This is a genomic window from Pedobacter caeni, from assembly GCF_900129215.1.
Lineage (GTDB): Bacteria > Bacteroidota > Bacteroidia > Sphingobacteriales > Sphingobacteriaceae > Pedobacter > Pedobacter caeni.
Map to the genome: position 1 here is coordinate 516,486 of NZ_FQUQ01000001.1, position 23,877 is coordinate 540,362.

Consider the following 23,877-nt stretch of genomic DNA (forward strand, 5'->3'; position numbering starts at 1 on the left):
ATGCCTTCAGCAGCAAGAATAAGTGATATGCATGTTTGCCCCCTGGTAACCGGGGTGGTGCCGCATGTTGGGGGACCGGTATCTGGCCCTTCAGTACCTACAGTGTTGATTGGAAGCATGCCTGCAGCCGTTGTTGGTGACATGCTGGTATGTACCGGTCCGCCAGATACCATTGTAAAGGGATCGGCAACGGTATTGATCGGGGGCAAGCCCGCAGCGAGACAGGGAGACCTTACCTCACATGGTGGTGTAATTGTAGCTGGTTTTCCGACGGTACAAATTGGTGGTTAACTAAAATTAAACGAGATGGACAATTCTTTTAACTCATTTCTTGGAACAGGCTGGTCATTCCCTCCGGAGTTTAATTCAGAATCCCGGACAGTGGAAATGGTATCTGGTAGGGAAGATATAAATCAAAGCCTGAATATCCTGCTTTCGACCTCTTTAGGGGAGCGGGTGATGCAGCCGCAATATGGCTGCGACCTTACGGATTACGTATTTGAGTCTCTGAACAACTCTGTTATCGGCTATCTGAAGGACAGGGTCTCGAATGCAATCCTTTTTTATGAACCCAGAATAAAAGTCGAACTGATCACTGTTACCGCCAATGATTCCTTTGAACTGATTGAAGGCCGGTTTACAATAAGCATTGAATATTCGATACCGGGTACCAACTCAAGGTTTAACTACGTGTATGATTATTATAAAAATGAAGCATTAAAGCAGATTTAAACCATTGAATAACACAATACAGATATTATGGTATGTAAAGACCTCATACATCCTTTTCAGAATGATCCCGGTGTAAGTCAGCACCAGCGGATAATGGATGATTTGCTTTCCGGATCCGCGAAAATTGATGGCAGGTCTTTAGCCGATTTGCTGGATTATTTTGTGCAGTTATCCAGGCACATTAATTATTATGATACCTCTTTAAAGATTACTGACTGGCAGCCGTTTTTTCAGGGAAGTCTGCCCTTTGCGATTACTGAGATCCTGAAATATGATAAAAACAAAATCAGTAGTAAACTTGCGTTCTACAACGCTTTGTTTGATAAAAATCCAAATAAAACAAGCCTTCAGTTATTGTTTCGTTATGTATTCCATACGGTAATCAGACCGTTTAACACCTGGAGCTTAAAGCTTAAAGAAAGTGACCTGCCATTGGAGCTATTGCTGGATAAACTGATCGGCGACAAATTAGCGGCACCACTTAAATTGTTCATTACCCACTTAAATACCGCTGTGAAGTGGTACCGTATCAATTCCATTAACTTTAACGGGCTAATGGACAATGAGGCCTGGGGACTCGACATTGCCGATATCTACCCCTTTCTTGACCCGGATTTTTTTAAAGACCAGGGAAAAACCAAACGAAACCGCATCATTGCCCTCCGGAATGCAATGATGGAAGTGGTTCCTTGCTTTTTGGATGTAGTACAGGTGCTTGAAAGTAGTGCGGGTTTAAGTCTGGAACAGAGCCTCTTTCCTCTGAAGGAAGCGCTGAAGGAAAAACATGAACCACACCTGGCATTGCTTTTTTCTTTCCTGAAGTTGTTCCAGCATTTACAGGGAGATTTAAATACATTCACTAAGAAACACCTTGATTTCTTTTATAAAGAAGTGCTTTGCCTGAAAGCGAGGGAAGCAAATCCAGATCAGGCCCATGTGGTTTTTGATATTCAGAATCAGCTGAATAAATACCTGCTGGAAAAGGGACTGCTGCTGAAGGATGGAAAAGATGGCAATAAGGCAGAAATTTTGTTTTCCCTGGATGACGAAATTGTCGTCAGCAAAGCGCAGGTATCAGATAAACGCACACTTTTTATCAATAATCAGGTTCAGGGAGAGGATACTTATGTGGAAGGACTTTATATGGCGCCTGATGCGGATAAGGCTGATGGCATTGATAAGGCGTTTCAGGAGGATGTACCAGTCAGCTGGCCAACTTTAGGAGCAAAGTACAGTAAATATGTGGATCCTGAAAGTAAACTGATCAGGCCTTATCCAAGGGCCAGAATAGGCTTTGTCCTCGCATCGCCCGTATTGTTGCTGAATGAAGGGAACAGAACGGTGACGGTTACGCTTTCCTGCAATCTTAAGAAGGGTGCCTATAGCTTTTTAAAGGATGGTGATTCGAAATTTATTGATCCAGTTGATTTATATGAAGAGGTTCAGGGGATTCTTGGGCAAACATTTTATGTGTTCAGTCAGGATCTGATCGATTCTGTATTGAAAATGAAAATCAGCGAAACGATGGGAGAGAATTTGAAGGAAATTCTTAGGACCCTGAAGCCAAAAGCTGAAAAAATAGTGAGTGCTACTGATTTTGATAAGATCGCTTCAACACTTGAGGAAAAAAAGATTCTCCTGGAAACGTTTAAACCAAAAAAAGCATTAAATGTCCTTTTTAGTGGGGAGAAAGAATGGATCAGTCCGGCCGAGGTTCCTGAAATAAAACTGATCCCTGTAAAATCGACTGATGTGTTTAATCTCGTAATAATTGCAAAGCTACTCCCAGAACAGAAGGCGGTTACTTTCTACAATGCGGAGGCACTAAAGGAAGATTTTACAACCTTTATGCCGGTACTCAAAATTGAACTGGACGACAGGATTAAACTGAGTAAGGAGATCAAGTCGGACGATCGGGAGATCTGCTGTAAAAGAGTTGTTAAAGGAGGATCTCAGGATGTTTCGTTATATCACTTTTTTAGAAATGTAACGGTGCTTGCCGATACAAAAATCGTTGTTGAGGTATGTGGCCTTAAAAATTTTATTGTACAAAATGATGAAAGCGTACAGAATGTAAACGGACCGGTTTATCCTTTTGGAACCAGGCCATCAGTGATAGATTTTAATATCATTAACCCTGTTAAAGATAAGCCAGGGGAGGCAAATAAATCAGGGGGGGCAAAGAAAGCAGATGATGCAGTTAAATCAAATGAGTCAGATAAATCGGAAGATTCAAATGAGAAAAAACTGAATTTAGTTGGCCCAAATTTTTACATCGGCTCAAAAGAAGTTTTTTGCAAAAAATGGAATGAGGTTCATGTCAATCTGAACTGGAAGGATAAACCCTCTGATTTTAACGAATACTATAAGGGCTATGTTAGAAGAGAAAAACATCATGATTGTGATGATCCACTGAAAAATGATGTGGAGATTTATGGTTTAAATGAATGTGATTTTGAGATTAATCTGGCGCTGCTACAGGACGGTGTTTGGGATAAGGAGCTCTTTAATCTTCCTTATACCGATGCGATATCAAATCCCAAAATTACCGACTACAATAGAAAACTATTTTCCAATACGGTATTATCCCCACCGGCTTCCGGATCTGCGTATCCTTGTGAGGATACTTATGACCGAACCATCTCCATTATTAGTGGGGAGATTAAACCTGCTGAAACCCGTCAGTTTAAGCTATCCCCGAAATTTAATATCGATCAGGAGCCATTTGAAAATTACAAGGCGGATTCACTTGATGGCTTTCTGAGGATTAACCTCCAGGGGCAGGATTTTTTACACAAGAACTATTCTTATGTGCTCGCCCGGCAAATGATGGCTTTTGGAAGGCCAGCAGGGGAAAGGCTTGAAGGCGCTGTCTACTATAACGTAGAAAATGGCAACTTGATTGTATTCAATGCAACTAATATCAAAGATCAGATCACAGATGCAATTGATGCTGCAAATGTTGTGATAAGTGAAGTAAATGGTGTGGCGCAAAAGCTTGGTGATCAGGGGGAGGTGCCCCCGGCAGATATTCTTGGTGATGATGCAGAAGATATACGTAAGATTGTTTACAAAAAGACCCTTTCTGAGCCTCTTAATCTGGATCTGAAAGGTGACGCCGTAACATTAAAAGGGGAAATTGAAAAGATTAAAACTGCCATTGAAAAAAACGAAAAGTTTCAGGCTGTCATTCCCAATGAACCCTGGACCCCCATCATCAAAAACATCTCAATTGACTATACCGCTACTGCATCAATCACGGACATCGATCTGATCCATCTATATCCTTACGAGAATACTTTCAAGTCCGAGGAATTGGAACAGCAGCCAGCACTTTTCCCAACCTTTTGTGATGAAGGTAGTCTGTACCTCGGTTTGAAAGATTTGCAACCCGGCAGCAACCTGAATGTGCTGTTCCAGTTGGCCGAAGCTACAGCTGATTCTGAATCGGACAGGGTAAATGTGCAATGGCATTACCTGGAAAATAACTTCTGGAAACCATTACGTGAGGGTTTTGAGGTATTGGACGATGATACGGACGGGCTAACCACTTCCGGCATCATCAAGTTCGCTTTGCCAGGAAATATGAGCAGTGAAAATACCATTCTTCCTAAAGGGTTACATTGGATAAAAGCAGCTATTCCAATTAGTAGTAAGTCTGTGAGTGAAACCATTGGGGTCTTCGCCCAGGCAATAAAGGCCACGTTCACGAATGAAAGGGCAAACGATAAATTACGGTTAGGCCAGCCATTGTCTGCTGGCTCCCTGGCGAAACTGAATGAAGCCGATTCTTCAATTAAAAAGGTGAGCCAGCCATTTGATTCTTTTGCTGGCAGGATGCCGGAAGAAGAAGGCCATTTTTATGTGCGCATCAGTGAGCAGTTACGCCATAAAGGCCGGGGAATTCAAAAATTCGATTATGAAAGATTGGTTTTAGAGGCTTTCCCTCAGTTGTTTAAGGTGAAATGCATCAACCATAGCTTTGGTTTAAATGCACATGATTATATAAATGATATCCCCATGGCCCCTGGTTACGTCCTGCTTGCGGTTATTCCAGACATGAACCAGTTAAAAGCAGCACAGCAATTTGAACCCAGGGTGCCGATCAGCCTGTTGGAAGACATACAGGAATACCTGAATCAACGCATTTCACCATTTGTAAAAGTATGGGTGAAGAACCCGAGGTATGAAAAACTGAATTTCAGTCTTGAAGTAAAACTCTACAAGGGAAAGGACGAACAATTTTATAAAGAAAAGTTAAAGGAGGACCTGAAAACGTTTCTGGCGCCATGGGCGGTAGGAGAATATGATAAACTGACCTTCGGGCAACCGGTCTTTATGTCAGACATTATAGGCTTTCTGGAAACAAGGGATTATCTGGATTATATCATCAAACTGGACATGTGGCATGAGGAAAAAAAGCCGGGCAATACATCTGAACAGGACCCGGTTTATCCCATTACTCCACGCTCAATTCTTATTGCAGGGAATATCGACCTGCACATTAATCAGCAGGATTGTGATCAATGGCGGGACATGAGCAAAGATGTCCCCATGTATAAATAGGCGAATACCGATGGAGAACAAAGCAATATTATGACAAACGCAGAAGACAATATCAAAGTAATCAGCAAGAACAATTCTGGCTTTCCGGAGTATCTCGATTTTGAGAAATTGCGGGCAGAAGGGATTGAACATCTTGGTAAACTTTCTGGAAAAATCTGGACCGATCATAATGTACATGATCCCGGAATCACCATCCTGGAAGTCCTTTGTTATGCGCTTCTGGATTTAGGTTACCGTACCAATTTGCCTGCAAAAGATCTTTTTACACCGCATCCATCAGAAAGCGGTAAAGATGGCAATTTTTTTACCCCGGCACAGATCCTGGCCTGCAATCCTGTTACTATTCTGGACTATAGAAAGTTGCTGATCGACATTAAAGGGGTAAAAAATGCCTGGCTGAGCATCGCAACTGATCTTGTTATAAACGGTCTGTATCATGTATATATTGAAACGGAAATAGATTATAGCGAAGAGCCCAATGGAGAAGGGAAGCTTCGGGATTTAACAGAGCTCATCAAAAAGAACCTGATGGCTCACCGCAATCTTTGTGAAGATTTTGCGGACATACATATTCTTCGCAAATTTCCAGTGGGCGTATGTGCAGCTATTGAGCTGAAAGATGGGGCAGACCCTGAAAGTGTATACCTCGACATCGTCAGGAAATTAAGAGACTTTCTTTCACCTTCCCCACATTTTTATACCCTGCAACAGCTGTTGGATAAAGGTAAATCTATTGATGAAATCTTTGCCGGCCGGCCTTATGATATGGCCGAAAGCCATGGTTTTGTGGATACCGATGAGTTGCTCCAATTGAAATTAAAGAAAGAAATACACCTTTCTGATGCCTATAATCTGATTTTGGGAATAGAGGGCGTCCAGAAGGTAAACAAGCTTGAGTTAAAACATTGCATCTCAAAAGACAGGGAAAAAGGTATTGGATGGAAATTCAAATTACCGGAAAATCATATTCCTGAATTCCGTACTTCATGTTCGGGCTTTCGTTTTACCAGAAAAGGGCTGCCTGTGGAGCTGGATACAAAAAAATATGAAGGGCTGTTAAATGGCGGTTTTGAAAACAATGGTAAAGCTTTATATACTGCTCCTTCGCCCTATCTGGATAAAGAAATTCCTAAGGGCATTTATCATCAGGACCTTGATGCCTATTTTTTGTTACAGGAGGATTTTCCAAGGGTATATGGCATTGCAGAAGGTGGTTTACCTGAAGATGCTTCGGATTTAAGGAAGGCTCAGGCATTACAATTAAAAGGGTATCTTTTATTTTTTGATCAGTTGCTTGCCGGCTATCTGGCCCAGTTAAAAAACATCAGGTCTTTGTTCAGCATGTCTTCTTCAGGAGATCCGGCCCTACAACACACCTATTTCTTAAACCAGCTGGAATCCCTGCCCGAATTGAATCCGCTGCTGCGCTTTGCGGTGGTTGGTGATGAAGGCAATGGGTTGGGAAAAGAGGGGAGTGTTTTGTTGCGCACCGTTCCTAAACATGAACTCGATGCCCTGATTACCTTAAACCTGAAAAAAGTGGTAGATCCGCTTTCGCTTCCTCCATTTACATTCAGCAGGCTGACTGAGCAGCAGGTGGCCATAAGTGAATTAAAAGAGGACCTGGGTAACGGCACTTTTACTCCTGGTTTTTTGAACAAAGGCAGCTCCTGCATTTATTACTACATCATCAGCTCGTCAGAAGAGTTCGCATTGGTTAGTAACCTTAGTTTTAAGACCATCGATGAAGCAAATCTACACCTGAACTCCGTAACCTATATTGGCACTTTCGACGAAAACTATCGTAGTTTCATCATGGATACAGACCGCGTTTCCTTTTCTCTGGAATTGAATACAGTATCTTTTAGTGCTTACCTTCAACAGATCATTGAAGATAAGGACTTATATTCAATGAGAAGAAACAGCTTCCTGGACCATTTGTTATCGCGATTCGCGGAGAAGTTTACAGATTTTGCACTCCTTTCTTACAACAAGGGCTGTGAGCAACAGAAATCGTCAGTCAGCATTAAGGCTAAAGAGAATTTCCTGGCGAGTTACGACGAGATCAGCTCAAACCGTGGAAGAGCTTATGATTACCAGAAAAACAAATGGAATACCCATAACACATCAGGTTTCGAAAATGAGGCGAAATTTTTAAGCGGAATTGAAAATAAACAAGCCCATTACCTCTGTAATTTTGTGGTCGAAGCCTATGATGAGCAATACCTGGTAGACTTTAAAATTGCCGGCGAGACATTCTTTGCACCGGTAGAAAAATTTAATTCCCGGGAGGAGGGAGAAAAGGTAGCAATGGACATTTTTAAGGCCTTATCTGATCCTCATCAGCTCAAAACCCAGTACATCCCACACGAAAAACTGTACACTGTTCAGGTACAGTATAGCAATCGTGCGGCAGTTTCTTCCGTCAGAAAGTACGGAAGTTCCCGGGAGGCTGATGCGCTTAGAAATAACTTTAAAAGGATGTTCTCCGCTGCTCCAGATCCAGAGGATATATTCGTGAGTAGCTTTAAGTATAGTGTGTATCTGATTGACCATCTTGGTGATATTGTTCGTATTTATACGGAGTCTTTCAAGACAGCTCCTGAAGCACATGCTGCAGCAGAGCAAATGACCGGCAAGATTAATGACTCCAAAAACTGGCTTCCGGAAACGAAGGCAAAGCGTAGGATTGGAACTTTGTACTTTAATAAAATCAATCCTGAGCTTTTTAAATTTGTGGATGTCAAAGCTTTTAAAATAGACATCAACAATACCATTGTCGGTCGGCCGGACAAGTTTACCTACGACCTGCTGGACAATGCCAATTCCTTTAAATTTTATCCTGAAAAGGAATTTGGAACGAGCAAAGAAGCCCGGCAGCATTGCTATTTCGTCATCAGTCTGGCCGGCAATAAGGCCAGTTATCAGGTGAGAAAGTCTGAGGTCGATTTTAAGATCAGCCTGGTGTATAACGATCAGACTGAAGCGAGTTGTTACTCCGAATTTCCTACGGAAGCCGAAGCCTGGAACATGGTGCAGCAAATCGTGTTGCTGGTGACTGCACATGAATTTAGATTGAAAACGGAAGCTGAGGCCGATGGCTGGAAATTTAACTATCGCCTTGGACTTGAACCTGCATCAGATCATCTGTTTACCAGTGCAATGGAATATCCATCAAGGGAAATGTCAATCGAATCGGCAAACGCATTTTATCGGGCAATTCCTTCTTTGCAATTGCTGCCGGGTAAAGAGGGGGCTGTTTTAACCCCTTTAAAAGAAAATGCGAAAATTCCACTGGTTAACCTGAGAACAGAAGGAAAGAGTTCCGATACCGATGTGACAGAATCCGTAAGCCTGGCCCTGGAACAGCAAAAGGACATTTTGCGATTGGCAAAGCATAAAAACAGTTCTTCATTTAAGTCGGCCGTAAGGGTCGATGATTCCAATGGTACCGGCAAATTTGTATACCGGCTGGTGGATAAGGACCGGCCAGTTGCCTTTTACCTGGAAAAATACAAGGATAAAATACTGAATGGTTCTGACAGGATAAAAGTGGCCGGTGCCGGGGACTGTGACTTGAAATACCTTCAGTTGTGTTTAGGTGACGATAGGTTTAAAGAAATCACAGATCAGACATCTAAAGGGACATCGTACCGCTTCCAGTTAAAGGCGCACAATTACCAGAGTATTTTATCCGGCTCTACGCCTCATGAAATCGTTTTTTTTGAAAGCAATATGGTTTATGCTTCAAAAGAACTGGCCATCAGTGCCTTTGAAGAAAATTACCTCCATGTTTTACAATTGGCAGCAGAGGGAGGAGACTATGCTGCGCTTGTTTTTATTCCTGATGATACACGGATCGAAATCGAAAGCACTGAACATAAACCGGCAGAGGAGCTGATTGTTAAATGGGCGAAATCTTATCCGGTTAAACGGGTTCAATATGGTTCTCAGGCATTTAATGACCTGTTTTGTAAAAATGCAGCACCTTCCTCTAAACAAGTCTTTTACTTTGGGACTTTTCAGTACGAAGGGAACCCTCAGCAATGGCAAAGCGTTAGATACTACGATACCCCGGAAGAAACAATGAAGGATTTTATCTTCTTTCTGGGCCTGTTAAGGTATGCCGGTAATCTGTACCTGGATGGTAGCCATTGTGATGAAGGCCAGGAACCTTGTTGCAGAATATATATCCGCGAAGTGCTGGCCGAAAGTACAAAGAGGTTTGACAACGAGAACGATGCCTGGGGCAATGAAGGAGTGGAAAAATTTATCTGTGCCGTACAATCGGGCTTTGGCTTTCATCATTACCAGAGAACAGAGGATTGCTGTTATACTTTTTACCTGAATTGCGGTGATGACCTGATGATTCATCCCTGTGTTTACGACACTACGAAGAAAAGAAATGAGGTTTTAAATGAACTTTATACACAGTTTAAAGAACATCAGGAGCGAAACTCCTACGGCCTGAATATAGACGATAATGAATTGATCCTGTTGGATGAAAACGGACTTCCCTTTGCCAGGCAACGAATGGCTAAGGAGAGGGAAATAGATTCCTGCAATGCACTGATGGAGCTGATCACTCAGATATCCTCGACTGATAATGATTATTCAGAAGAGAAAGGTGTTGTTTTTCTTAAGGACAAATCAAAAAATGTAATTCTTGAATCTTATACTCAGGATTATGGATTAGAGAGGTGGAAAGAAACATTAAGGGCATTTGTATGCTACTTTCCTCTCCTAAAAACCCATAACGAAAAAACAAAAAGAGACCATTATAGTGTCGAATTGAAATTGCCGGGTTTTAGCCCTTGTAAGGATAACGGGAAAGAGAAAGACCCCTGCGCTGGTACAGAAGAAACGGCAGGAAATGAACCGACATGTTTTGTAGCCTGGAAGTCGGCTTGCAGTTATTCCAGTTGTGAGGAAGCGATGCAGGTATTGCGCTATATGCGTGATCGGCTGAGCGATTTCCAAAACTATCAGCCCCTGGTTGATTGTGCTTGTAACACCTTTGGCATTGCAATCAATTATGACCTGATAAAAACAGGTGCTGGTAAAAGATTATCAGAACTTCCCCCTAACAGCTTGACCCGCACTGAAAAAATTGCATTTAACCCGCAATGTTATGAATCTGCACAACTGGCATGTGCCGCTGTGGAACGGACAAAAAGATTAAGTAATGCCGAAGGTTTTCATCTTATTGAGCATATTCTTTTGAGGCCCTTGACTACGCATGATAAGGATTCAGAGAAAACCGAAGCGCAGACAAAATCTGAATCTGATTGTGATTATAAATGGATCGTTCCTAAGGATGATCCTTGTCTCAGTACCTCAGATATCTGCTTTGTTCCCGGAAAAGACCAGTATTCTTTCATTGCAACGGTGGTATTGCCCGCCTGGCCGCAACGTTTCAGGACGGAAAGCGGAAAAATGCTGATGGAAGACATACTTTACAGGCTGGCACCGGCCCATGTGATGTTGAGGATACTCTGGCTTGCTCCTCATGATTTTTTTGATTTTGAAGACAAGTATAAAGACTGGCGCAAATGGATGGCAAAACAGCATATCTGTGATCCTGAGTTTTCTGTTTCTGGTTTCCTTGGTCTGCTCTTCGGAAAAACTTATCTGTGTTTAGCTGAATGTGATAGCTGTAAGCCTTGCAAAGCCAAAGAACCGGCGCCAAATGATTGCTTTGAACAGGACAGGGAAGGAGCTCAGGAAGAAAAAGAAGATGAAAAAGAGAAAAATGAAAAAAGAAAAGATGAATTAAAAGACTTTTTGAATCAGGTAAACATCACGTTTGGCTGGGCTGAACTCAAGTGTGAAAGTGTCGTTTTGAATGCCACAGATCCAGCAAATAAAGAAATACCGGCTGTAATAGCGCCAGCAGCAAATGAAGCAAGGCCCATTGAAACAGCGAAGGATAAAGCAACTTTTATAAACCACCGGTTGGAATCTTATGAAAGCATTACCGCTCATATCGCAGAAAAATTAAACAAAAATGCGATCGTATTAAACGTACAGGCATTTCTGAAGGAGAAAAAGCCAACTATTGAGCGTTTTGAATCAATAGTGATCAGTATCATTCAAAATAAGAAGTCATCCGGAAAAAATGCAGTTGCGCTCAATAAACACCAGATGCTCTATTTGATGCAATCTGTTGTGGGGTATACCCTGGATCATTTCTGCTTTAAAAAAACGAAAACAGCCGAAATGCTGCTGATGAGTAATGCTTTTGAAAAGATGCGTAAGGCTAAAATAGACCTATCTGCTATTTACAACCATTGGGACGGATTGGAAGTGAAGAGACATCAACCCAATCTCAATATTGATGAAATAAAGGCTTTGATTATGGGTATTAACAAGAAATGATATGCAACATGTGATCAGGAAACAGGTGATAGACCTTCATATCGACAAACAACTGGATAGCTTTCGCATACAGCAACTGCTAAGTGATCACTTCTGGCGAGTTCTGGTTCCACTGCTTGGAAACGAATTTGATAAAATATCCACTGAAAATGAAGTGATCAGTCTGGAACGGGTAGAAATAGATCTTGGGCTGATAAGGGAAACTGAAATTAATAAAGCAGTATGGAGTACAGATCTGTTGGAGCCTTTAAAAAATCAGGTCAGGGAGGTGATACTTTCTGAAATTACAGTGTCCCCGCAACCTTCGGTTAAACGGTCTTTTGTAGCAAATGGCTACAGGAAATGGCTTTATTATATGCAGAATGGTCATTTGCCATGGAATGTAAGCTCAGTTGACAGCGAATGGTACAATCAGGTCATGGAAGAGTTGGCCATAAATTATAGCAGCATCACTGAATTAAAGAAAGAAATTATCGGGAATCCCATCTTGCTGACAAGGATCATCCGGCAGCATACACCGGTTTTTTTGATCAGCCTGCTGGAAGTGTTAACGGCAGAAAAACAACCAAAGCTATTGTGGGCCATCGATAAGATTTTACCAAAAAAATCAAAACAGAACCCGGGAGCTTCCTCTCTGCTATCAGACCCCTCATTCGATTTTTATGAAGAAATCTGGCATGAAATTCTGAAAAGATCTTCCTTAGAAGGCCATAAAAAAACACCTGATGAGCTATTGAATATGGTATTGGACTTTCAATCTGAAAAAATCCGGTTGGAAGGTTTAGGTTCTATTGCGGATAAAAAGGTTCCGGATCCAGACTTTCCTTCCAAAGGGGCCGCAGTTGCTATCGCAGGCAAAGAAGCTTCACTTTTGGATGTTGGTCCTGTTGCTCATCTTCCCGGGCTTCCGGATGCCGGAAATGCCCAAAATAAGAAGATGGTGAAGGAAGGAATCTATGTGCAACATACAGGGTTAGTGTTGATCCATCCCTTTCTGAACTCCTTGTTTAATCAGTTGGGTTTGCTGGCCGGAAAGTCTTTTGCCAATACTGAGTTACAGGAAAGGGCTGTTTATCTCTTGCATTATGTGGTAACAGGACGTACCAAAGCAGAAGAATATGAATTGGTCCTGCCTAAGATACTTTGCGGATATCCGATAGACTTTCCTGTTAAAGCCAATGTAAGGCTTTCAGCAAAGCAGCGGAAAGAAGCGGATCATATGTTACAGGCAGCAATTGCCTCCTGGGAGATCTTAAAAAGCACATCTCCGGATGGGCTCAGAGAAGGTTTTTTACAGCGCAGTGGAAAAGTTCTCATCGAGAATGAGAAGATAAAGATATTGGTTGAAAAAGCGGCGATTGATGTGTTATTGGATCATTTGCCCTGGAACCTGAGTATCATTAAGCTGCCATGGCTTGAGGAAATCATAAAAGTAGAGTGGCGATAGACAGAGTTTAAAGATGAACTAAAACGATAGCTTATGAAAGCTGCTGAAGCTAAATCAGTGGCAACACCTGCCAAAGCAAATTCTTCCTTCTTTAACAAGGGGGCTGATCATGCTTTGCTCAGTGATAGCACAACTCAAACACCCTTTTTTCGCAAACAGAACGACAATGCATTTTTTGTGCAGACAAAGTTGACGGTAGGGCAACCGGATGATAAATATGAGCAGGAAGCAGATCAGACCGCAGATAAAGTGCTGCAAAGACTGGCAACTAATGAAGCAGGTTCAACAAGCGTTTCTCCTTCCATAACACCTTTTGTACAAACGAAATGTGAAGCCTGCGAAAAAGAGGTTCAGAAAAAGGAAGCTGTAAAAGAAGAAGAGGTTCAGAAAAAAGAAGAAGAGATCCGGAAAAAAGAGGAAGAGGTCCAGCCGAAGGAAATTATAGAAGAGGAGATTCAGAAAAAGGAACAAGAACCGGCTAATCCTGTTTTGCAAAGGAAACCTATTTTTGAAAGTAACGCTGAGCCTGCTGACGAAGGAGGTCCGGTTCAGCGGAAGTGTCAGGATTGCGAGCAGGAGGAAGAGAAAAAGATACAGAAGAAATCTGAAAAATCATCAACAGACATCAGTCCGACCATAGAAAACAGTTTATATTCTACAAAAGGAGGCGGCAGGTCGCTTCCGGCACATATGCTTACTCAAATGGAAGGTGCTTTTGGCGCCGATTTTTCCAAAGTGCGGATCCATGATAACAGTACGGCGGCACAATTGAACAAAGACCTGAATGCCCAGGCCTTTGCTCATGGAAATGACATCTATTTTAACAGTGGAAAATACAATACAAACAGCATCAGTGGACAGCATTTACTGGCTCATGAGTTAACCCATACGATTCAGCAGGGAGGTATTCAACGCAAAGAAATTCCACCAAAAAGCAGTCATGGGCCTTCTTTATCTCCGGCATTGAATACTACAGATCCTGTGATTGCTAAAAAAGAGGAGGAAGAGGAAGATGGCTTTTTGGTTTCGAAGGCAAAGGAGGGATTGTGGGCAATTCTGAAAGAGGCCTCACCTGAAATTCACGACATCTTCAGGTATAAAGGGTTCATGAATTGGGCGAAGGAAAGGGTTTCTTCCTTTGTTTCTTCCACTGTAAATACCTTAAGTGCTCCAATCAGGATCGGAGCGGGTATCATCACTCAGGTGAAAGCCAATTTTAATGAATTTAAAGTTTGGATGGGTACTGCGGTAGAACGGCTTAAGAAAGGAGACTGTACACCTTTTGCTGAGGCTTCTCTTTTTATTTCAAATATTCTTGAGGGGATCACGGGGCCGGCACTTGAGAAATTAAAGGAATTTTTAGCCCCAATCAAATCATTCATTGATAAAGTCTGGAATGACATCGGAAAACCGATCTGGGACTTTGTAAGTATGATTTTCGGAACCATTTGGGATGGAATCAAATGGGTCGCAGATAAGATCTGGACGGACATTAAGCGGATTGCTTCCTTCTTCGCTGATATCTGGCATTGGTTTGCCAATGCCATAGGATTTGAAGGGGATGATCAGAACAGCTTATGGGAGCAGATCAAAAGAAAGGTTTCTGATTTATGGGAGGCCATTAAAGCCAAACTCGCACCTTATAAAACCCAATTGATGGTGCTGGGAGGAATCATCCTTTTATTGTCGCCTGTAGGGCCTTTTATTATGGCTGCGGCTGCAATTACAGGAATTATGTATGCGGCATCTAAAATCCGCCACTACCTGCAGGACAAAGAAGCCATTATTAAAGAAAGAGGGATCATTCAGGGGGTATTGATTCCGGAACTCTTTAATGCCTTACACAGCGTCGGCAGCTTTTTAAAATCAAAAGCAAGCGCAATTTCAGGTGCCCTCAAAAATGCAGTGGATGCCTTAAATGGCATCTCAAAAGATCTCGGTGAAACCGTACTGGCAGCAATAAATGCGGTGGTAGATTGGCTGGCAGAGAAGTTTGAAGCCATGAGTGATTGGGCAGAGATGCAGCTGGGGAAACTCATCACTACCCTGGAGGATGCCTTTAAACGGATCGTGAAATTCCTGCAGCCGATCACTGATATCTTAAAAAGAGTGGGGGCAGCGATTGCGGATTACTATAAACTGCCTTTCCTGGTGATGGATGCATTGTTCCATAAAATTCCCAAATGTATCCGCGATAAAATCATCGCCTTCTTGTCCAAATACATTTTTAAACACATCCCAATCCTCCGGGAGATCAAAGATGTGGAAGCCGCATGGAAGGCGATGGAGAAAAAAGCCATGCAGATCATTGATATGCTGTTTATAGATGGCAATTTACTGGGTGCCTTATGGGAGATATTCAACTTGCTGCTGGATGCCATGAAATTTCCAAAAGAGCTGGCACTGAAAGTTTATAATAAAGCTTTTGACGTGTTCGATAGCATTGTGGAGCAGCCCAGAGTTTTCTTTGTCAACATGTTGAAAACAGTGAAATTGGGTCTTATTGGCTTTTTCGACCGCAAATGGAAACACCTGAAAGACGGCTTCACCACCTGGCTTTTTGATGCAGTTAAAGGAAGCCCGGTATATGTGCCTAAGGAATTCACCTTCTCAGAAATCTTTAAAATGCTGGGCAGCATGTTTAGTGTAGGCATGGAAAAGGTCTATAAAAGCATAGAGAAGAAAAGAGGGAAACCACTGGCAGATAAGGTGAGGAAATGGATCACCACGATCTCTAAAGGTGCGGCCAAAGCATGGGGATGGCTCAAAGCACTCCACGAAAATAGCCTGGACGAAACCATTGAAATGATCAAAGCCAAAGGAGCCGAGTTGCTGGATGTAGCCATAGATGCAATTGTAGATTGGATTGTAACCAAAGTAATTGAAAAGATCAGCGCGAAAATTGTGACCATGCTGGATCCCACCGGGGTAATGGCGGTAGTAAATTCATTAATTGCTTTTTATAATGCGGTAGAAACTGCAATTGAAAAGGCGAGGGAAATATTGGAATTTGTAGAAAGTGTGCTGGACAATATCGGAGAGGTGATGGCAGGAGCTTTGGTCAATGCCGCCCTGGTATTTGAAAACAACCTGGAAAAAGCGATCCCACTCTTCCTGGAGTTCCTCGCCAATCAGCTGAGCATGGGCAAGCTTGGGCACAAAATAAAAGAGATGGCCAAAAAAGCAGGAGAATGGATTGATGAAAAAATCGATTGGTTGGTGGATAAGGCCTTACAGGCAGGAGACTGGCTGGTAGAAACCGGAAAAGCAGCAATCAAGAAAATTGCAGGTTGGCTAGGCTTAAGGGAAGAATTTACGGCTGATGATGAGCCACATGCGATCTATTTTTCCGGTACAGAAAGCAGTGCAGAGATGATGGTGGAAAGTACACCTATGACGATGAAAAAGTTGTTTGAGCTCAAAGCTGAAGAATTTGAACTTTTAAAGGGCGGCGAAAAGATTAAAAAAGAAGCGGCTATGGCCAGCGCAAAAGACATATATAAAGAAATAAAATCAGGTCAGACAAAAGTTGCCAAAGAAAAAGATGAAAAAGAAAAGACAAAATTAGAATCAGATTTAAATCGATTATTTAAACTAATGATACCGCATCTGAAGATAATGGGGATAGGGCGTGTAAAAGCAAAAGATCTGCCGGTTACAAAGGTGACCTATGAACCAAAAGGAGGAAAAGCGGGAAAAGTGATTGCAGATCCTCTTACCAAAGAATCAGGTAATACTAAGGGGTCAAGACCGAGTGTTGATCCGGATGGATGGACCACTCACATTATGACTATAGCCAATTATGCAAAAACTTATGTAAGGCTCCATCTTTTGAGCGAGAAATTGCACGGACCAGGAAACGAAACATGGAATTTAACGCCGGGTGCAAAGTCTGAAAATGGTCTAATGGAAAAACATGCTGAAAAGTCTGCAAAAGAAATTACCAAAAAAAATACTGTGATGTGGTATGAATCTGAAGTAACCTCATACCGTTCTCAAAAAGAACTTAGCGATTTTGCTGAGGGTATAAGAGTCAGTTACGGATTTCAGGAACAGGATGAAGATGGCACCTGGAAAAGAATAAACCAGGCAAGTTATAGCAATATATTTCCGGTTACAGAGCCTGTTGGTAAAGGTGAAGAATCCGCAATTCCATCAATAGATACGATGGCAGCTGACTATTGGAGTACCTTGAAAGAAGGAATGAAAAAAGGCCCCACAAGAGAGACATTCAGAACATTAGTAGCCGGTCGGAGTGAAGATGGCGGTTTTAAATCGTGGGAAGACTTTAGTAATTCAAACGCATATAGTGTTGCAAAAGAATCATATCCTGCAATTGAAGGGTGGCTTAGGGCTGCTGTTCGAAAAAAATTATTACGAAATGTACCATAATTATGATAGACTATAAAAAACTGTTCAAGCAACTGCTTTCTGAGTTAAATGAGGTGACTGACCTTGAAGTGATCACCTCTGAGATTGGTAAAGGTACTGCTGCTGCTGAGTTTACCGATATTGAAAATAGTTTTCGTATGAAGCTTACGAAAGATATCTATGAATTCTATTCACAGGTAGGATTTGTCAATATTGAATGGAGATTCAAAAAGCCATTGCAATTGGATGAACAGGAATACGTGGTGGATGGGAAGATAAATATTCTTCCTCTGCACGATGTGTTCTGGGGAGTGGATGATCTTGGATGGGGAAATATTCTATGGTTTGATCATATGGAAAATGCTACCAAACAAAAAATGAGAAAATTAAGGCCATTTGATTTTTTTGATGAGGAAGATAATGGTTGCATTTCGTTTCAACGTAATGAGACTGATGTTTCTCCAAACCTGGTCTTGTATAGCACAGATAACGGATATTATCCATTAAAACTCAATATCGAATCATACCTTAAACTACTACTGCAAACAAAGGGCATATCCCGATGGCCATTTTTATTGGTTAAAGCGCCTATAAATGAGAATGAAATTTTTATGGCCACGATGAAAACGTTTTTGCCTTTGCTTTTTAAAAATAATAAGGAGTATGATCTGTTTATGAAAAATATGAACCTGTAAAATCATGGACCCGGAAAAACCACTCAGCATCCAATGGAATCAACTCAGTCTTGAAGCCATTAAATTCACTAATACCCCAGCACCTGTGGCGGCCAGGGCTTTGGCGATGGTTCATACCGCGATGTATGATGCCTGGAGTGTATATGATAAATGCGCCATCAGCACTACTACTGCCAGGTTTATCAAACTAAAGGGTAGTGAATGTACAACAATGCACATCCGGAAAGCATTCAGTTATGCCGCTTACCGGGTGTTGATGGATTTGTTCTGGCTGTACCTGCCACCGGAATACAAAGACCTGTTCCGCAACCTGATGTGCGAATGTGATTATGATCCGGATGACACCTCAATGGACATTTCAAAACCCCAGGGAATAGGAAATCTGGTGGCTCGTTTGGTGATCGAACAAAAGCATGGAGATGAATCCAATCAGCTGGGAACATTACATATGCCAGGCTGGTCTGATTACACCGGTTATCAACCTGTTAACGCCTATGATAAAATAAATGACCTGAGTTACTGGCAACCTCAGGGAAAGGAGAATGCTGACGGGAAACTTAAAATACAGCATTTCCTGGTTCCGCATTGGGGATTACTGAAATCCTTCGCGCTTCAGTTTAACTGGCAGTTCAGGCCCGACCCACCTTTCAGAAAGGAACAGCCGGAATTCAAACAGCAGGCTAAAGAGTTACTGGACATTAGCGCGGAGCTGACAGATGAGCAAAAAGCCATTGCGGAGTATTGGGAAGATGGCAAGGGTACTTTTACCAACCCGGGGCATTGGTGTGAAATTGCACAGTTTATTGCTGAAAGAAATGAGTACAGAAATACCGCGTGTATCCGGCTTTTCTTTGCTTTGAGCAATGCTTTGTCTGATACTTCCATCGCATGCTGGGAGGCCAAACATTTCTACAATTCGGTACGTCCGGTTACGGCCATACGAACCCTGTACTGTGGAGAAGAAATACAGGCCTGGGCCGGTCCGCATCAGGGGACACAGACCATCAAAGGGGAACAATGGAGACCATACCTGGATACACCTGCTTTTCCTGAACACGTATCTATGCACAGTGCTTTCAGTAAAGCTGCGGCAATCATCCTGAAGCAATTTACGGGAAGTGATGATTTTGGTGCCTGTACAAAGATCAAATCCGGCAGTTCACAGATAGAGCCGGGCAGCTCACCTTGTCAGGATCTTGTTCTGGACTGGCCAACGTTCAGCATTGCAGCAGAACAGGCTGGATTATCCGGGATATATGGAGGGACTCATTTTGCAAGAGGAAATGAGGACGGAATGAAACTCGGACTCGCCATTGGTACAAATACCTGGGAAAAGGCGAAGTTTTATTTTAACGATGTGGTGTAAAAAGAACCATTAAATTTTAAGGTTATGTCTTACAATTCAAGAGTATATCGCCAGCGCAATGCACATACGCATGACGACAATAAGCCGAAACCATTTTTCACTCCGCAAAATGTACAGCGTCTGGCTACACCTGTGGAGGATGAGCAGTTCAGTACCAACGATGCCCGGATGGCGCATGATAAAGAAATTCAGGAAAAAGCAATGCCGGCTGCTGAGGGAGAAAAAAAAGAAGAAGAGAAAAGTAGTTCCGTTAAGGTTCAAACCAAAGGGGAAGGGAATGCTGCAACGGTATCTCCTCAGCTGAGCACACAGTTGCAGAATTCAGCCGGAAAGGGAAACTCCCTGCCAAAAAATACACTTCAGGAGATGAACAGTTCTTTCGGGCTGGACTTTGCTAAAGTCAGGATTCATGACAACAGGGAAGCTGCTGGTATGAGTAAAGAATTACAGGCACAGGCCTTTACCCTTGGTAATGACATTTATTTTAATGAGGGGAAGTTTGATCCCCATAGCAGCAAAGGCAAATTTCTCTTAGCCCATGAGCTGACCCATGTGGTACAGCAGAATGGCGGCAAAAATATTGCCCAGCAAATCCAGAGGGATGCCATCCCGGAAAATCTGAAACTGCCATGCACCTGGGGTGATTATTTCTTTGAAGAGCATAAAGTTGGCAGCCTCCGCATCTTAATTGGTATGGGGGAAAAACAACGCAATTCCATTGCTGCTGTAAAAGATATTGCTGCAAGGATTGAAGCCGATAATAAAACCATTCCCATGGAGTCATTCAAGGTCAAAAACTGTATCATCTCCCCAAATACGACCAGGTTCGCGCTTTTTAAAGGAGAACCGACACTGATGATTGATCCTGCTGATGCCAATCTGCCCTCCATCAGTCATGAAATGGGACATGCTGTTTTTCATTACCTGAGTCACAATAAGACCGAAACGATGAACAAAAGTATTACATCTGAAGACTGGGTGCTAAACCTGACCGACATCTTTCTTCAGCTCAGGGAGATCAGTTTAAAAAAAGATAAGGACCATCAAATCACGGCAAATATGATTGTTGATCCTACAGAATGGAGCCCCGGTGGAAGAGCGGAGCATCCTACCGATGTCGACGAGTTTTTTGCCAGTGCCAAAGAAGCGTTTCAAACCGATAAAAAAGCGTTGGAAAGCACCTTTGCCAAATATGGGAAACAAAATAAAAAAGTGGCCGGATTGGGGAACCGCCTGCTTTCCTTACTGTCTTTCCTGTTCACAAACAAAAAAATAGAACTAAAAACACCTTTAGCTTCCGGAAATGATAAAATTAAAGAGCAGCTGGACAACCTGCTGGAACCTTCAAAAGTAGAAGCAACCATGGGAGCCCATGCGCTGACAGCCAAACTGGTGAATCCCGACGACCGGAAAAATTGTAAAACGGCAGTTAAACCATGAAGGCACTGAATTTACGATTACTATTTAAGAAAATGCTAATCTCCAACGATATGAACCCTAACCATACCAGCCCTGAAACGGCTACTTTTAAGACCTTTACAGACCGGAACGCTCCTGAAGAACTGAGGTATCTGGAGCAGCTGATCCTGTATCGTTTGAGCGCATGGTTTCCTTCAGATGAAAATACAGCAAAGCCGGTTTTAGAGGTAAATAAATGGTCCGCTCCACTATCCGGTTACATAGAGAAACATATACTCAGCGGGGATGAAGCTGTTTTACTGTTAATCGGCCTTGCCCCACACCTTCAATCTGATTTATTCGACCGGGTGATTGGTTCCAAACTTCAGAATTCAGGAGATTTTCAAAGAATAGGGGGAGTGAGAGGAAAGGACTTCCGGGGCTTCCTTCCAACTGGAGAAACAGCTTTGTTTCTTCTGGGGGGTGATGATTATGAGAAACGTTTAGCCATTCAGGAACTGTTCTGGGCAGATCACCTGTTTGATAAAAACAAGGTCTTATGGTTGGACGACCGTAGCTATGGAGAACCTGCAATGAGTGGTAAAATTATCATCTCACCCGAATATCTGGATACTTTCATCTATGGCAAAACCATTCCGCCAAGGTTCAGCATGAGCTTTCCGGCAAAACTGATCCATACCGACCTGAACTGGGAGGATCTGGTGATCAATGAAGAACTTAAAGAGCAGATCAATGAACTGAAAAGCTGGTTGAAATACAACGACCAGCTGGTGGCAGAATGGGGCATGGGAGATCGTTTAAGAAAGGGATACCGGACTTTGCTCTATGGCCCCTCAGGAACCGGTAAAACTTTTACTGCAGGCTTATTGGGTAAAGAGGTGGGTAAGGATGTTTATCGGATCGACCTTTCTATGGTCGTTTCCAAATATATCGGGGAAACAGAGAAAAATCTGGAACTCCTTTTTGCAAGAGCGGAAGATAAAGGCTGGATCCTGTTTTTTGATGAGGCTGATGCCTTGTTTGGAAAGAGAACCAATGTGAGGGATGCCCATGATAAATATGCGAACCAGGAGGTTTCTTATCTTTTGCAACGTATTGAAGATTATAATGGAATGGTAATTCTGGCCACCAATATGAAAAACAATATTGATGATGCTTTTATCCGCAGGTTTAACTCCATTCTGAAATTCAGCGTTCCGGAGGCTAATGAACGTGCAGAAATATGGAGACTGGCTTTTCCGGAGGAGGTGTCTTTCTGTAATGGACAGGAGGAAGAAGTTGACGTCCCGGAACTGGTAAAGAGTTATGCACTTTCAGGCGGTTGTATCGTCAATGTGGTTCATTATGCCAGCATTAAAGCATTGGAAAGGTCGAGAGCGCACAAAGGCAAAAAGACCATCTATTTAGCAGATGTGTTATATGGCATAAAGAAAGAATTGCTCAAGGAAGGAAAACCCTTTAGTTAAAGGGCAGTTTTCAGGATTTTCCCCAGTCGCTTAAGGTCTGTATCCAGTTTGGTATTCCATTCCAAACCATAATTTAACCGCATGCAATTGTTGTACTGGTCATACTGACTGAACATCCTGCCTGGAGCAAAACTGATGTTTTGTTGTAATGCCCGGTCGTAGAGCTCTGCCGTGTCGATCTTTTGATCCAGCTCCAGCCACAACATAAAACCACCCTGTGGCTGTGCGATTTTGGTGTTCTTCGGGAAGTAGGCTTCTATGGCACCCTGATACTTCAGATTATTGGTGTAAAGTTTGCTTCTGATGGTTCGCAAATGGTGGTCATAGCGACCATGCTCCATAAAATCAGCCACCACTTCCTGATACAGGGAAGGACTGGAGATGGTATGCAAAAACTTTTGCCTGATCACTTGCTCTTTGTACTTTCCGGGAGCTACCCAACCCACACGATAGCCCGGCGCAAGTGTTTTAGAGACAGAGCCACACCACATGACAATTCCTGCTTCGTCATAGTATTTACATGGTTTAGGTCTGGAAGCGCCAAAGAAAAGATTACCGTATAAGTCGTCTTCGATCAAAGGAATATCCTGTTCGGTCAGCATGCGCACCAGCTCTTTTTTGTGCTCATCAGGCATCAGACAACCCAATGGGTTGCTGAAATTGGTTACGAAACAACAGGCATTGATGCGGGGTAATACTTTCTTTAAGGCTTCCAGGTCCACACCCGTTACCGGATGTGTAGGAATCTCGATGGCTTTTAATCCCAATGATTTGATGATTTGAAGAGTGCCGAAATAAACCGGAGTTTCGATCGCAACCGTATCCCCCGGCTTAGTCACCGCCATCAGGCAGTTGAAAATGGCATTCATCGCACCCGATGTGGTCACGAAATCATCTTCATTCAATTTTCCTTCCAACACCAGGGACCATTTGGCCACAGCCCTTCTGAGGTTAATGTTCCCCTGCATCGGTTCGTAAGTGGTTCCGATTTCCGGCCATTTTCGTACCATATTAATCACTCCTTTGTTCAGCTTCGCAGTAGGCAACAGGTTTTTGTCCGGCACACCCAATGAAAACTGCGTAATCCTGGGATCTTCCAGCGTATGGAAAACTTTACTGATCAGGTCTTCGGGATGTTTTTCAATAGCAGTGGTCTTAAGCTCCCCTACAGAGGGAAGCGGAAACTTCCTCATGGAGGCCATGCTCACAAAATATCCGGACTTGGCCCTTGGCTCTATAAGCGATTTGCTTTCCAGTTCCAGGTAGGCTTGCTTTACGGTATTGAGGCTTACATTATAAGTCTTTTGTATCGTCCGGATGGAAGGGAGTTTATCACCAAGCTTCAACGTTTTGCTTGCAATCTGCTCCTCCATTACTTTTGCAATTCTAACGTATAAAGATTCTTTCTTCATTTGAGCGATCATGTGCTATCGGGTA

The 23,877-nt window shown here is 42.6% G+C and carries 11 protein-coding genes; 10 read left to right on the forward strand and 1 reads right to left on the reverse strand.

Annotated elements, in window-relative coordinates; all coding sequences use genetic code 11:
• From BUC20_RS02110 to BUC20_RS02155, 10 genes are read left to right on the forward strand one after another with little or no spacing between them, the layout of a single operon-like run.
• On the forward strand, positions 1-291 hold the full coding sequence (locus BUC20_RS02110; protein ID WP_073226802.1) for a PAAR domain-containing protein: 291 nt from the start codon (positions 1-3) through the stop codon (positions 289-291).
• Positions 292-306: 15 nt separating this feature from the next.
• A complete protein-coding gene (locus tag BUC20_RS02115) occupies positions 307-732 on the forward strand; it encodes a GPW/gp25 family protein (protein ID WP_073226805.1) in 426 nt (141 codons plus the stop codon).
• A 27-nt stretch (positions 733-759) separates the two neighbouring features.
• On the forward strand, positions 760-5,298 hold the full coding sequence (locus BUC20_RS02120) for a baseplate J/gp47 family protein (protein WP_073226807.1): 4,539 nt from the start codon (positions 760-762) through the stop codon (positions 5,296-5,298).
• Between the two features lie 30 nt (positions 5,299-5,328).
• Positions 5,329-11,676, forward strand: a complete 6,348-nt coding sequence (locus BUC20_RS02125) for a hypothetical protein (RefSeq protein WP_073226810.1) — start codon at positions 5,329-5,331, stop codon at positions 11,674-11,676.
• Between the two features lies 1 nt (position 11,677).
• Entirely contained in the window at positions 11,678-13,123 is a 1,446-nt protein-coding gene (locus BUC20_RS02130; RefSeq protein WP_073226812.1) for a contractile injection system tape measure protein, read from the forward strand.
• A 33-nt stretch (positions 13,124-13,156) separates the two neighbouring features.
• The gene (locus tag BUC20_RS02135) at positions 13,157-17,515 is read left to right on the forward strand and encodes an eCIS core domain-containing protein (protein WP_073226815.1); all 4,359 of its coding nucleotides are present in this window, start codon (positions 13,157-13,159) and stop codon (positions 17,513-17,515) included.
• A 2-nt stretch (positions 17,516-17,517) separates the two neighbouring features.
• On the forward strand, positions 17,518-18,189 hold the full coding sequence (locus BUC20_RS02140; protein ID WP_073226817.1) for a hypothetical protein: 672 nt from the start codon (positions 17,518-17,520) through the stop codon (positions 18,187-18,189).
• A 4-nt stretch (positions 18,190-18,193) separates the two neighbouring features.
• Complete coding sequence (locus BUC20_RS02145; RefSeq protein ID WP_073226820.1) at positions 18,194-19,555, forward strand: vanadium-dependent haloperoxidase; 1,362 nt, start codon at positions 18,194-18,196, stop codon at positions 19,553-19,555.
• A 24-nt stretch (positions 19,556-19,579) separates the two neighbouring features.
• Positions 19,580-20,995, forward strand: coding sequence for an eCIS core domain-containing protein (locus BUC20_RS02150; protein ID WP_073226823.1), 1,416 nt, complete (start codon positions 19,580-19,582; stop codon positions 20,993-20,995).
• Positions 20,992-22,440 (forward strand): ATP-binding protein, encoded by a 1,449-nt coding sequence (locus BUC20_RS02155; protein ID WP_234994427.1) that lies wholly within the window; start codon positions 20,992-20,994, stop codon positions 22,438-22,440. Before BUC20_RS02150 ends, BUC20_RS02155 begins: the two co-directional genes overlap by 4 nt.
• On the opposite strand, the gene BUC20_RS02160 is transcribed toward BUC20_RS02155, so the two are convergent.
• Positions 22,437-23,864, reverse strand: a complete 1,428-nt coding sequence (locus BUC20_RS02160; RefSeq protein WP_234994428.1) for an aminotransferase-like domain-containing protein — start codon at positions 23,862-23,864, stop codon at positions 22,437-22,439. The two genes, BUC20_RS02155 and BUC20_RS02160, sit on opposite strands and share 4 nt — an antisense overlap.
• Between the last annotated feature and the right edge of the window lie 13 nt (positions 23,865-23,877).